Origin of the sequence: Kocuria sp. CPCC 205261 (assembly GCF_040981025.1) — a bacterium.
Classification (GTDB): Bacteria; Actinomycetota; Actinomycetes; order Actinomycetales; family Micrococcaceae; genus Kocuria; species Kocuria marina.
This window is the reverse complement of the sequence record NZ_JAVKPU010000004.1, coordinates 69,437-82,442: the sequence shown is the minus strand read 5'-3', so window position 1 is coordinate 82,442 and position 13,006 is coordinate 69,437. Positions and strand designations below refer to the sequence as shown.

The 13,006-nt window shown below is 69.8% G+C and carries 8 protein-coding genes; 1 reads left to right on the top strand and 7 read right to left on the bottom strand.

The features are described from left to right. Positions 1–15: 15 nt before the first annotated feature. The 6 genes from RF646_RS05855 to RF646_RS05830 all read right to left on the bottom strand — a co-directional run bounded on the left by RF646_RS05855 (position 16) and on the right by RF646_RS05830 (position 9,974). The gene (locus RF646_RS05855) at positions 16–3,801 is read right to left on the bottom strand and encodes an MMPL family transporter (RefSeq protein ID WP_368835451.1); all 3,786 of its coding nucleotides are present in this window, start codon (positions 3,799–3,801) and stop codon (positions 16–18) included. Positions 3,802–3,979: 178 nt separating this feature from the next. Then, on the bottom strand, positions 3,980–4,681 hold the full coding sequence (locus RF646_RS05850; RefSeq protein WP_368835450.1) for a TetR/AcrR family transcriptional regulator: 702 nt from the start codon (positions 4,679–4,681) through the stop codon (positions 3,980–3,982). Positions 4,682–4,825: 144 nt separating this feature from the next. Then, positions 4,826–6,157: a D-serine ammonia-lyase gene (locus RF646_RS05845; protein ID WP_368835449.1), complete on the bottom strand. Its 1,332-nt coding sequence runs from the start codon at positions 6,155–6,157 to the stop codon at positions 4,826–4,828. Positions 6,158–6,202: 45 nt separating this feature from the next. Then, a complete protein-coding gene (locus tag RF646_RS05840; protein WP_368835448.1) occupies positions 6,203–8,059 on the bottom strand; it encodes a bifunctional sugar phosphate isomerase/epimerase/4-hydroxyphenylpyruvate dioxygenase family protein in 1,857 nt (618 codons plus the stop codon). Further along, positions 8,056–8,997: a shikimate dehydrogenase gene (locus RF646_RS05835; protein WP_167319007.1), complete on the bottom strand. Its 942-nt coding sequence runs from the start codon at positions 8,995–8,997 to the stop codon at positions 8,056–8,058. The genes RF646_RS05840 and RF646_RS05835 overlap by 4 nt, the downstream gene beginning before the upstream one ends. 74 nt (positions 8,998–9,071) lie before the next feature. Then, positions 9,072–9,974 (bottom strand): IclR family transcriptional regulator, encoded by a 903-nt coding sequence (locus RF646_RS05830; RefSeq protein ID WP_318281319.1) that lies wholly within the window; start codon positions 9,972–9,974, stop codon positions 9,072–9,074. A 147-nt stretch (positions 9,975–10,121) separates the two neighbouring features. Here RF646_RS05830 and RF646_RS05825 point away from each other — a divergent pair, with 147 nt between their 5' ends. Next, complete coding sequence (locus tag RF646_RS05825) at positions 10,122–11,573, top strand: MFS transporter (RefSeq protein WP_084118221.1); 1,452 nt, start codon at positions 10,122–10,124, stop codon at positions 11,571–11,573. Between the two features lie 159 nt (positions 11,574–11,732). Here the strand turns inward: RF646_RS05825 and RF646_RS05820 are convergent, their stop codons facing one another. Beyond that, on the bottom strand, positions 11,733–12,974 hold the full coding sequence (locus RF646_RS05820) for an MFS transporter (RefSeq protein ID WP_368835447.1): 1,242 nt from the start codon (positions 12,972–12,974) through the stop codon (positions 11,733–11,735). Positions 12,975–13,006: the final 32 nt, after the last annotated feature.

Sequence of the window (13,006 nt, the reverse complement as noted above, 5' to 3'; positions counted from 1 at the left end):
ATGTTCACGACGGGGTCAGCGGTTCATCCACCGCACCACGTGGTCGAGGTCCTCGGACGCGCGGGAGGACCAGACCATGAGCGCGTACACGTGCGGTCCGCCCTCGCAGACCACCGCGGTGGTGTCGACGTTTGCTCGCACCAGCTCGGCCACGAACTCCATGGTGTCCGGGTAGAGCATGTCCCGGTCACCCTGCAGCACGAACGTGCGGGGCAGTCCGCGCACGTCGCCGAACGCGGGGCTCACCATGGGGTCAGTGACGTCCCGTGTGCCGGCCCACCAACGAGCGGCGGCCCGAGCGCCGTCGGTACCGAGCATGTGGTCCGCGTCCCGGTACGCCTCGATCTGGGGGTTCGTCACCGTGGTGTCCACCCACGGGGCCATGAGGATCAGACCCGCCACGCCGAGATCGTCCGCGTCCCGCAGTCGCATGGCCTGGGCCAACGCCAGACCACCGCCGGCGGAGTCGCCCGACAGGAAGACGCGCGGGCCGAACGAACGGGCCAGGTCCCACACGCCGTCGGCGAGTTCGAGCGCCTCGTCCACCGTGTGATCGGGGGCGAGCCCGTAGCCCGGCACCACCACGGTGACCCCGGTGCGCTGCATCAGGGCGTCGATCCAGCGCCAGTGCACCGTGGTCATGGGGTTCACGTACGCTCCGCCGTGCCAGTGCACGACCACCGGGGCGTCCGCCCGGGTGATGGCCGCCTTGGGCCGCGCAACGATGACCGGGTACCCGGCCACCATGACCTTCTCGAAGCTCGCGCGCTTGTGCATCGCCTTGTGCGGTGCCGCTTCCTCGCCGCGCACGGCCAGGGACTCGAGCAGCTTCTCCTCGGAATCCAGCACATCCGGGAGCACCCGCAACGCCTGGTTCGTGGCGCGCAGCACCGGGTCCGCGGCGCGCACGATCACGTCCGCGGCCGGCTTGGCGGCCCGGTCCTCGGCAATGCACGTGCTCGTGGAAGCCGCCGCGTGCCGACCGCGACGCCGCTGGGTCCCCGCGGTCCCGGGCGTTGCGGTGTCTTCGCGGGAGCCCCCATTCTCGGCAGCGCCCGCGGGCTCACCGCGGCGCTGGGCGTCATCGGCCACGGCACCGAGAGGGGCCCCGGTGGCATGGTGCTGCCCGGCCGAGCGGCGCTCGGATCCCCGGTGGTAGGTGGCACGGTGATCGGCCGCGGTGCGGTGGTTCCCGACATGACCGTGGGTCCGCTCGCCGGCCCCGGCACGGTGACCGTGCGACGTCGTCCGACCGGAAACACCGGTCGCACCGGCCGCACCCGCTGCGCCGGCCGCACCCGCGGTGGCCACGGCGGCGGTCGCGGCATGCTGCCCGTGGCCGGACTTTCCCCGGCGCTTCCCGGACACCGCGCGATGGCGACCGGTGACGGGGGCGGACCCGGCGGCGTCGCCCTCGGAGACCGTGCCGGACTGCCCGGCACCCTGCACGGCGAGGGACTCACCTTCGACGTCCACGTGCGGGAGGATCTTGTCCAGCCAGCGCGGGAGCCACCAGGCCTTCTCGCCCAGCAAACGCATCACCGCGGGGATCAGGAGCATGCGCACCACGAACGCGTCCAGGAGAACGCCGATCGCGAGTGCGAAGCCGATGGGCCGGACCATGGCCATGTCCGCGAAGATGAAGCCCGCGAACACGGAGATCATGATGATCGCCGCGGCGGTGACCACGGAGCGGCCCGCCTTGAAGCCGTAGACCACGGCCTGGCGCGCGGGGTGCCCGTGGGCGTAGGCCTCGCGCATCCCGGAGACCAGGAACAACTGGTAGTCCATGGCCAGGCCGAACAAGATGCCGATCATCAGCGTGGGCAGGAAGCTGAGGATGGGCCCGGGATCGTGCACGCCGAACACGGCGCCACCCCAACCCCACTGGTACACGGCCACCACGGCACCGAAGGCCGCGAGCACGGAGAGCAGGAAGCCCAGCGTGGCGATCACCGGGACCAGGATGGAGCGGAAGACCATGAGCAGCAACAACAGCGAGATGATCAGCACGACGCCCAGGTAGAGGGGCAGTTTCTCGCCCAGCAAATGGGAGACGTCGATGTTCGCCGCGGTGGTGCCGGCCACGCCCACGTGGACGTCCTCATTGGCCTGGAGATCGCCGTTGAGGTCCCGGATGTTGTTGACGAGTTCCTCGGTCTCGGCGTCCGCGGGTCCCGAGGAGGGGATCACCTGGATCACGCCGGTGGTGTTGTCGTCCGTGGTCACACCGGGGAGCACGTTGGCCACGTCGTCCTGCTGCGCCAAGCGGTCCGCCACCGTGTTCATCTTGTCGGTGGCCTCGGCATCGCTGAGACCCCCGGGGAGGTCCACGACCACGGCGAGGGGTCCGTTCTCACCCGCACCGAAGTCGTCCGCGATGCGCTGGTAGGCCTGGTACTGGGTGCTGTCCTGGGGTTCAGTGGACGCGTCCGGCAGGCCCAGGCGCATGGTCTGGGCCGGCAGCGCGAGCACGATGAGCACGGCCGCGCACGCCAGGGTGGTGATCCAGGGGTGGCGCAGGTGCAGGGGGACGTCGTGCTCGTCGATGTTCTCCTCGCGGGGCGCGGCGTCCCGCGCTTTCCTGGGCAGCACACGCCGCCCGGCGAGGGAGAGCAGAGCAGGGGTGAGTGTGAGGGTCAACAGCAGGGCGACCGCCACGGCCACACCGGCCACGGTGCCCATGAGTCCCAGGAACGGGATCGCCGTGACGTTCAGAGCCACTAGGGCCACGATCACGGTCAGCGCCGCGAAGAACACGGCGGTTCCGGAGGTGCCCACGGCCATCCCGATGGATTCCCGCACGGGCATACCTCGTCGCAACTGCTGCCGGTGCCGGTTGAGCACGAACAGGGAGTAGTCGATGCCCACGGCCAGGCCCAGCATGACGCCGAGCATGGGCGTCACGGACATCATGTCGATCACGCCGGAGAACGCGAGGGTGGCACTCGTGGCGATGGCCACGCCCAACAGCGCGGTCAGCACGGGCAGCGCCGCGGGGACCACGGCGCGCAACATGATCAGCAGCACCAGGGCCGCGATGATCACGCCCACGATCTCCGCCGGACCCACCAGGGAAGAGATGTCCTGCGCGAGCTCCTGGGAGAACTCGGCGTCCACGCCGTCCACGGGGTGGTCCTTGATGGCGTCCATCACTGCGCTCTTGGTGTCCGATTCCACGGAGGTCTGGTCCACCGAGAAGCTCACCACGCTGATCGCGGAGTTGCCGTCCCGGGAGACCACGCGGTAGTCACCCATGCGTTCCATGGCCCGTTCACCCTCTTCGAGCTGGGCCTTCTGCTGGGCGATCTGCTGCGGGTCGATCCCGCGTTGCTGCAGGATGCGCTGTTCGCTCACGCCCGGCGGCAAGTTCTGGCGCAGCTGTGCGAGTGCTTGCTCGCCCTGCTCGAGCTGCTGGCGGCCGTCCCGCAACTGCTGCCGACCGTCGTCCAGCTGTTGCTGCGTCTGGAACGGGTTGCTCGTGGAGGCCACCTGGTCCACGTCCTCGGTGGCCTTCAGCGCCTCGGCGATGCCGTCCTTCTGGGCCTGCGTGAACGCGGAGCCGTCCTCCGTGAAGAACACGACGCGCCCGGTACCCTGGTTCGCCTCCGGGAGTTCGTCCTTGAGCCGATCCGCGAGGTTCTGGGTCTCGGTGCCCGGGATCGTGATGGCGTTGCTCAGGTTCACACCCGACATGGCGACCCCGCCCACGGCCAACGCAAGCACCGCGAGCCATACCAAGATCACCGCCCACGCGTGGGAGGCTGCGCTCTTGCCCAGCCTGTACAGAAGTCGTGCCACGGGATTCTCCTACTGAATCGGAAGTTCTCTGGTGGGTGCGTCGCGCGGGGCGGCGGCTGATCGGTCCATGGGTGCTGTGCGGTTGTCGACGACGCCGCGGCGCCGGTCTGCGGTCTCGGGCCCCGGCGTCGGGGGCTCGCCGGTGGTGCTGGTCAGGGTTTCGGATCGGTGCGCGGCATCAGGAATCGAAGCCCCGCCCCAGGACGCCGAGCGCGGTGGTCAACAGTTCGTCCCAGATCCGGCGACCCCGCTCGTCCAGCTCGCCCCCGGTGCGCGCAACCCATTCGTCGAGGCACTCAGCGAACGAGTTGATGAGCGTGGTGGCCACCAAGTGCGTCTCGAAGGACGAGTGCTGCGGCAGTCGTTCGCGCAGCACCTCGTTCAAGCGGTCCACGGCGGTGCGGGTCACCCTGAATCCCCACAGCGAGGCCGCGGGGGTGTCCTGCAGGTCCACGGAGAACACCGGTTGGAGTTCCTCGATCAGGGTGTGGGTGCGCAGCGATCCGATCAACTGCCGGTAGACGTCCCCCAGGGAAACGTCCGAGGTCGCCACTGTCGTGCCCTTCGGCGTCGTCGGCTCCGGGAGATCCCGCAGCACCCCGTCGATCAGCCCTGCCACGAGTTCCGAGAGGTACTCGAACACCGCGTCCTGGGCCGAGGGGAAGTGGTTGAAGATGGTCCGGCGGGAGACCCCCGCCCGCGCGGCCAACTCGTTGACGGTCACGCGGTCGGTGCCCAGCTCGGTGGCCAGTTCACCCGCGGCCGCGATGATGGCCCGCCGATTGCGCAGCCGGATGGCTTCGCGCTTGTCCTTGGGCTCCCCTGATCGAGGCTCACCCGAACGGTCGTCGGCGCATCCGGACAGCAACGTGGTCAACACGTGATCCATCGTACGGCAGTAATTGCACTGTGTGCATCTTCTGATGAGGAGGCTCTCATCACCTCTCTGCCAGGTCTGCGTACTTCAGTCCTTGAGGGATCGATGGTGGGGGCGTCGGTCCCTGGAACGTCGGTTGTCGGAGCGTCATGCGAGGTATCCCGCCCGCACGTGATCCGGGAGCATGCCACCACCGGTGAGCCAGGCCAGATGGGTGGCCCCGTCGGGGATCTTCATCGGGTTCTCCCCCGCTCCCTCGTGGGCGACGCGCCGCAGGGCGTCCAGGGCCGCGGCGGCCGAGGGCTCCACCACCATGCCCTCCGCGCCATACAGGCTCCTGACCTGGGACAACATCGCCTCATCCGTGCACGTGACGTAACCGGCGAGCAACCCTTCCACGGCTCGACCCACGAATCCTGAGGCCCGCCCCACCGCGAGCCCGTCCGCCACCGTGCGGGTGTCCAACCCCAGTTCCGCCACCGAGATCCCGTCATGACGACCCGTGTACACACCCAGGAGCATGCAGGGTGCGCGGGTGGGTTCCACGAACACACAGTGCACTGCACCCCCGAATTCCCGTTTCAATCCGTAGGCCACGCCGCCCGGGGCTCCCCCGATGCCACATGGAAGGTACACGTACAGGGGATGCTCAGCGTCCACAGCGACACCCAGGTCATGTAATTGCCGGGCCACCCGCGCCCCCGCCACGGCGTACCCCGCAAACAGGCTCAGCGAGTGTTCGTCGTCCACGAAGTGCACCGACTCGTCCGCCTCGGCGGCCACACGCCCCGCCGCGACGGCTTCCGTGTAGTCGGTGCTGTGTTCCACGACCTCCACTCCCCGCGAGCGCAGCAGATCCTTCTTCCACTGTTGCGCGTGTACGGACATGTGCACCGTGGCCCGCAGCTCGAGCGCCGCGGCGATGATCCCGATGGACAGCCCCAGGTTTCCCGTGGAACCCACGACCACGCGGTGCTCCCGCATGAGCCGGCGGAAGGGCTCGGCCCCGAACACGGTGTAGTCCGGTCCGGGCCGCGGTGGTTCCGGCAGCAGGCCGTGGCGCACCGCGAGCGTCTCGGCGTACTGCAGGACCTCGTGCACCCCGCCACGGGCCTTGATGGAACCGCTCACGGGGAGGATGTCGTCACGTTTGAGCAGGACCCGCCCCGTCCGGATACCGCTAACGCGCTGCCACTCGCCGGCCTCGTCCAATGGCGACTCGATGAGCCCCCGCGCGGGCGCGGTCTCGGGGAAGGTCGCCGCAATCCAGGGCCGGAACCGCTCGAGGCGCGCCGCGGCGTCGCCGACCAAGGCCGGGTCCACCCCGGAAGCCGCCAGCCCCCGGGCGCTGTCCACCGCGGGATTCCACCATGTCAGGGGTTCCTCCCGGGCCAGCCGGGACAGCACGGGATCCGACGCACCCCTTGACCCGTGCTGCCTCGGCGGTTCCGTGGTGGGTTCGATCTCCGGCGTATCCATGGCCCCATCATGGCGCGGCATGCTCTCACAGGCCACCGACCGGGCTCAGCCCCCGAACTCCCGGTACTGCGCGGCCAACCGGACGGGAGCATTGGGGGCGCCGAAGCCCTCGTAGCCGCCGCGGCGTTCCACGACCTCCACGAACACCTCGCCCAGCGTGGCCGTGTAGAAGTGCAGGAACTCCCCGTGCTCGTCCCGGTCGTAGAGCAGCCCGTGGGATTCGAGCTCGGCCACGAACTCAGAATCCAGATCAAAGCGGGCCACGAGGTCCTCGTAGTAGTTGCGCGGCACGGGCAGGAAGGCGAGCCCGCGGCGTCGTGCCCGGCGTGCCACCGCGACAACGTCCGAGCACGCGAGCGCCACGTGCTCCGGGTAGGCCGCGCCCGTGAAGGCGCCCTGCTCCGCGGCCATGGGCGCCACGTTGAGGGGGATCCGCACGGTGTTGCCCTCCGAGCGCATGACCTGCGAGCGCACGAGTCCGGACGGCCCCGCGACCTCTTGCGAGGACGTGGGATGCAGGTTCAGCAGGGACGTCAGGAACAGCACCGCCTCGTCGTAGTGCTGCCACGGCTGGGCCAGGTTCACGTGGTCCACGCCCGTGATCAGGGCGCCCGACGCCGCGTCGTCCTGGTCCGCGCCGAACTCCCCGAGCCACGGGGGCACCCCATGGTTGCCGTGCGGGCCGAAGAATAACTCCGTCCCGTCCGGCGCGAGCACGCCGTGCAGCACGGTCTCGTCCGGCTGCTGAGCGCGATCCACGGCCCGGGCGAGCAGGCGTTCCGCGCGGTACGCGGCGAGGTCGGGATCCGCGACCTGGAAGCCGAGGGCCGCGAGCCGCGTGGGCTGCACGGTGGCCCCCGGGTCCTCCGAGACCACGATCCGCACCGGCCCCTGCGTCCACGCCTGGACCGAGTCCTTGGAGCGGTGGTGCCCGGCCAGGGAGAACCCCAGCTGATGTAGCAACCGGGTCACGCGCCCGAGCTCCCGGGTGCGCAGCTCCACGAAGTCCCAGTCGTCGGGGGTCTGCGGAGCGGGCAGATCGGTGAGCACGAGCGGCTCGCGCTCGGGTTCCCCGCCGGCGTCGCGCACGGCGTCCGCGGTCTGGTCCTCGAGCCAGCGCAGGGACCGCAACCCGTCCACGGCCGTGCGGTAGACGTCCGCCTGCCGGAACGAGTCGTTGAAGATCTCCAGGGACACGGGCCCGGCGTACCCGCACTCGTGCAGGCGGCCCAGCAGGTCCACCAGGTCGAAGTCCCCCTCACCCGGGAAGACCCGGTGGTGGCGCGACCACGAGAGCACGTCCTGTTGGAGCAGGGGCGCGTCCGCGAGCTGCACGAAGAAGATCTTGTCCGGGTCGCACTTTTCCACCCCGGCCACGGTGTCCCCGCGGGAGAAGATGTGGAAGCTGTCCAGGCACGTCCCGACCCGGGGGTGGTCCGCGAGTTCCACGATCCGGTGTGCGTGGCGCCAGTCGTTGACGTGCGCGCCCCACGCGAGAGCCTCGTAGGCCAGGTCGATCCCGTATTCGTCGGCGACGTCGCCCGCGGTCCGCAGCTGCTCAGCGATCGCCTGGTCGTCGTCCAGAACACCGGTAGCCACGTTCGAGCACACGAGCAGCACCGTGGTGCCCAGCCGGTTCATGAGTTCGCACTTGGCGCGCAGTCGGCGCAGGGAATCCGGGAACGCCTCCGGGGCCACCTCCACGCCGTCGCGGAACGGCTGGTACATGTCCAGGGAGAGCCCCAGCTCCGCTGCGAGCTCTCGGAGTTGTTCGGGCGACGACGGCGAGACCACCAGGTCCGGCTCGAAGACCTCGATCCCGTCGAACCCGGCGGAGGCCGCCGCCCGCATCTTCTCCTCGAGGGTTCCGGACAAGCACACCGTGGCGATACTGGTCCTCACAGGACACCCTCCTGTTTCTCGTGGTTGCGCTCACCCTCGGGAGCGGACGCGGGGACGGTAACGGCGTCGTCGCCCTGGCCGGTGAGCTCCAGGAAGTGCCGGCGCATGCGGGCACTGTCCGGGGCAACCCCCGTGATCAATGCAAACGCATCTACTGCTTGCCCCACGGCCATGTGTCCACCGTCCAGCACCGAGCACCCGAGAGCCCGCGCCGCCCGTACCAGGGGCGTCTCGAGCGGAAGGTAGATCACGTCCGCGACCCAGTGCTCCGGTCGCAACAGACCCACGTCGAAAGGCGTCCCGGGGTGGTGGTGCATCCCCACCGGGGTCGCGTTGACCACGCCGTCGGCCGCCGCGATGTGCTCCGTGGCCCGTTCGGCCGTGACGGCTTCCACCACCGCGTCCGGGTAGCGGGCGGCGAGTTCGCTCGCTCGCTCGGCGGCGCGGGCCACGTCCACGTCCACGAGACACAGCCGCTGCGCACCCAGGGACAGCAGGGCCTCGGCCACCGCGGACCCCGCCCCGCCGGAACCGAACTGCACCACGGACCCCACGGTCACGCCGGGCAGACCGTGCCCGAATCCGGTGGTGAACCCCGAGCAGTCCGTGTTGTACCCGATGAACTTTCCTTCCCGGATGAGCACCGTGTTCACGGCCTGGATGGCCTCGGCGCGCGGATCGATCTCGTCCAGGTGCTCGAGCACGAGCTGCTTGCACGGGTGCGTGATGTTGAAGGCGTTGAACCCCAGATCACGCCCGGCCCGCAAGAGGTCCCCCACACTCGTGCCGGGGCGTCCGATCACCCCCAGGTCCACGGGGCGGTAGAGGTAGCGCAGACCGTGCCGGTCCGCTTCGGCCTCGTGCATGGACGGGGTGAGGCTCTGGGTGATGCCGTCGCCGATCAAACCCACCAGGTAGGACTCGTTGCGAGTGGACATGGGACTCCTTCCGGGGAGTGTGTGCCGTGGTCAAGAGGTGCGAATTCAGGGCCCAGGGAGCCCGGACCCGAACATCAGCTGCGCTGCGGAAGCACCACCGCGAGTCGGTCCGCGGCCTCCCGCAACAGGGGGACGTTCTGGATGAGCTCAGTGGGATCGCACCGGTGTACGGGCGCGGCGAGCGCGAGCGCCGCCTGGAGGGGAGCACCTGGGGACATGACGGGCACGGCCAGGGCGGCCATACCGTCGTCGTGCTCCTGGTCCTGCAGGGCCCACCCCTGCTCCCGGACCTGCGTGAGGATCGCGCGCAAGCGCTCGCGGTCGGTGAGCGAGCGCTCCGTGCGCGCGCTGAGGTCGAGGGACGCCACGAGGTCCTCGCGGACGTCCGGTGCGGTGAAAGCCAGCAGCACCCGGCCGAGCGCGGAGGTGTGCAGCTCCCCCCGGTCCCCCGGGTCCGTGGTGATGCGGTGGTGCGGGCCGTCCACGGTGTGCACGGTGAGGAAACGGTCCCCGTCCAGCACGGCCAGCAGACAGCTCTCACCGGTCGCCTCCACGACCTCCCGCATGACGGGCAGTGCGGTGCCGGCGTAACCCCTGGCCGTGGCCGCCTTCTGTCCCATCGCGAAGAGCAGCAGACCCAACCGGTACTGCTTAGTCGCGGGCTCGTACTCCGCGTACCCGGCGTCCACGAGGGTGCTCAGCAAGCGGTAACACGTGCTGAACGCGTAGCCGGAGTCCGCCACGAGTTGCCCGGCGGTCGCCCCGTGGGGGTACTCGGCCAGCATCTCGAGCAGCGCGAGCCCCTTGCGCACGGTTCCCGAACGGTCAGCGGCCCGGGACCGGCTACCGGCCCCACCCTCCCCGGACTCCCGGCCCGGTTTTCGGTCGCCTTCTCGCTCCGGTTCCCGGCCGGATTCCTGCTCCGGTTCCTGGGCCGCCGACGCCGCGACGCGCGGCTGCGATGCGCTGGGGCTCACGCTCAACTCCTGATTCGTTGACGGACATTTTTCTCGACCACTTGACGAACAGTGTGACCCACACCATTCTTGGTTTCAAGTATTCGGAAGTGATTTTCATTATTTGGCAATTGCTAACGCGATGACGCCCCACGGAAGGACCCGCTCATGAGCACGACCCCAGGACCGGATCAGCCGATCCACCCGCCGGCCCCGGCGGCGTCGGCGTCGTCGGGACAACTGACCGACGCACGCCCCGAGAACGTCAAGACCCCCAAGAAGGCGGCGCTGGCCAGCTGGATCGGCTCCGCGCTCGAGTACTACGACTTCGCGGTATACGGCACCGCGGCGGCGCTCGTGCTCAACCACTTGTTCTTCCCCAAGGACGCGTCCCCGGGTGTGGCCATCCTGTTGGCCATGGGCACCGTGGGCGTGGCCTACGTGGTGCGGCCGCTGGGGGCGCTCATCATGGGCCCGCTCGGTGACCGGATGGGACGCAAGTTCGTCCTGATGCTGACCCTGTTCATGATGGGCGGCGCCACGTTCCTGGTCGGGTGCCTGCCCACGTACGACCAGGTGGGCCTGTTGGCACCCGCCCTGCTCGTGCTGTGCCGCGTGATCCAGGGCCTGTCCGCCTCGGGTGAGCAGGCCAGTGCCATCTCCGTGTCCCTGGAGCACGCCGACGACCGCCACCGTGCGTTCACCACCTCGTGGACCCTGCAGGGGACGCAGTTCGGCACCCTGCTGGCCACCGCCGTGTTCATTCCGTTCACTCTGTTGCTGAGTGAGGAGCAGCTGTTCAGCTGGGGCTGGCGCGTCCCGTTCTGGATCTCCGCCGTGGTGGTCCTGGTCGCCTACCTGATCCGCCGTCACTTGGAGGAGCCGCCCGCCTTCGAGGACGCCCAGGCCGAGACCCCCGGCGAGAAGCCCGCGACCCCGCTGGCCCTGATGCTCAAGTACCACAAGGCCGCCGTGATCCGGATCGCCGCCGCCGCGCTGATCAACACCGTCAACGTGGTGTTCCTGGTGTGGTCCCTGTCCTTCGCGACCTCGGTCGTGGGCCTGGAACGCTCCACCATGCTGTGGGTGTCCGTGCTCGCCAACTTCGTGGCCCTGTTCACCATCCCTGCGTGGGCGCTGCTCGCGGACCGGGTGGGCCGCAAGCCCATCTTCGTGATGGGTGTGATCGGTTCCTCGCTGCTCATGTTCCCCTATCTGGGCGCGGTGTCCTCCGGTAACTGGGTCCTGATCTTCCTCCTGGGTGCGGTGCTCTCCGGCGTGTTCTACTCCATGGCCAACGGCATCTGGCCGTCCTTCTACGCCGAGATGTTCCCCACCCGGGTGCGCGTCTCCGGGCTCGCGCTGGGCACGCAGATCGGCTTCGCGATCTCCGGCGGCGTGACCCCCTTCCTGGCCACAGCCGTGGCCGGCGCCGAGGGCGACGCCTGGCTCAACGTGGCGCTCGTGGTCTGCGCCGCCGGTCTGATCTCGGTGATCGCCGCACTCACGGCCAAGGAGACCAAGTCCCGTTCGCTGCGCAACATCGACGACCTGCACACCAGCCGCACGGAGGCTCTCGAGGTCGTGGCACTGGACAAGCGCAACGCCGCGGGCCGCTGATTCCGGGCTCTGGTCATCGCACTGCCATTCCGTGGAAGGCGCGGTCGGGAGCTCCCCGGTCGCGCCTTCCGTCTGCCCGCCGTCAGGTGCGGTGGGTCGCGGAGGCGGCGCAGCGTCGTCGTCCGAGCACGGGGACGACGACGCCGCGCGGCCCCGTCCTCAGACGTCCCGGCGGCGTCCGGGCGGGCGGGTCGCGTGGATGGCGACCGAGACCAGCAGGGCGGCCGCCCCGGCCCCGAGGGTGAGCAGGAACCCGTGCCGCGGCACGACCGACAGGACCCCGCCCAGTGCCGAGCCAAAGGAGACCCCCAGGACCAGGCAGGTCGTGAGCATGGTCATGACGCTCGCGATCCGGTGGGACGGGGCCACGCGCTCACCGCGCGTGTAGGCGCTGACCAGGATAGAGCCGACGCCCAGGCCGATCACCGTGAACAGCAGCGCCAGACCCACCGAGCCGGGGACCGGCAGCAGCAGGACGGACACCAGCACCACGAGAAGTGCTCCGCCGGCCACGCGCCATGCGAGCGGCACGCGCTCCGGGAACCGGGACACCAGCACGCTCGCCACAGCGCTGCCCAGCCCCATGAAGCCGTAGATGATGCCCGTGTAGGCATCGGTCCCTCGGGCCGCGTTGATCGCGGTGAGTGCGGTCTGCGTGGAGCCGAAGACCGTTCCCACGCACAGGCACGCGAGCATGGGCGGGAGGACGGCCTTCAGGCGGATCCGTGGGGCGGTGCCGTCGGTGGGGGTGGGCGTCTGCGCGTCCACCCTCATGCCGCGGCGGCTCACCAGATAGGCGATGAAACACCCCTGACCCACCACGACCCACGTCATGAGCACCAAGAGCGCCGGATTCGGGCCGAGTACACCCACCAGGATCCCGGCGATCACGGGCCCCAGGATGAAGCTGATCTCGTCGCACGCGGTCTCGTACCCCAGGGCCTTGCCCACCAGGCCGGGGGTGTCCCGGCGCCTGGCCAGGGCGGACCAGCGGGCCCTCGCGATGGCTCCCACCTGGGGGTTCGCGGTGCCGACCACCGCGGCGCACACCAGGATCAGTGACCGGGGCGCGTCGTGAAGGACCACGGCGAGCAACAATCCCATCCCGAGCAGTTGCACCACGGTGGCCGCGAGCACCACGGGCAGGGGTCCGAAGCGATCCACCAACCGCCCGATCACGGGCGCGCCCACGGCGGAACCCAGTCCCGCGGCGGCCACGGTGATCCCCGCGAGCCCCAGGCCCAGACCGGCCCCGCTCACATACAGCAACAGACCCAATTGCACCGTGGCGGCGGGGAGCCTGCCCACCAGCGCGGTGATGAGGAAGGGCCATCCGCCCGCAGCTGAGAGGGACGGTGAGTCCCGGGCGGGTTCGGGGACGGCGGGTGGGCGAGTGCTCACGGATTCTCCTGGGTACGACCGACGCCGCGCAC

Coding starts and splice junctions, on each gene's coding strand:
- RF646_RS05835 (WP_167319007.1), bottom strand. CDS start 8,997: ATGTCCACTCGCAACGAGTCCTACCTGGTGGGTTTGATCGGCGACGGC.
- RF646_RS05845 (WP_368835449.1), bottom strand. CDS start 6,157: ATGGATACGCCGGAGATCGAACCCACCACGGAACCGCCGAGGCAGCAC.
- RF646_RS05825 (WP_084118221.1), top strand. CDS start 10,122: ATGAGCACGACCCCAGGACCGGATCAGCCGATCCACCCGCCGGCCCCG.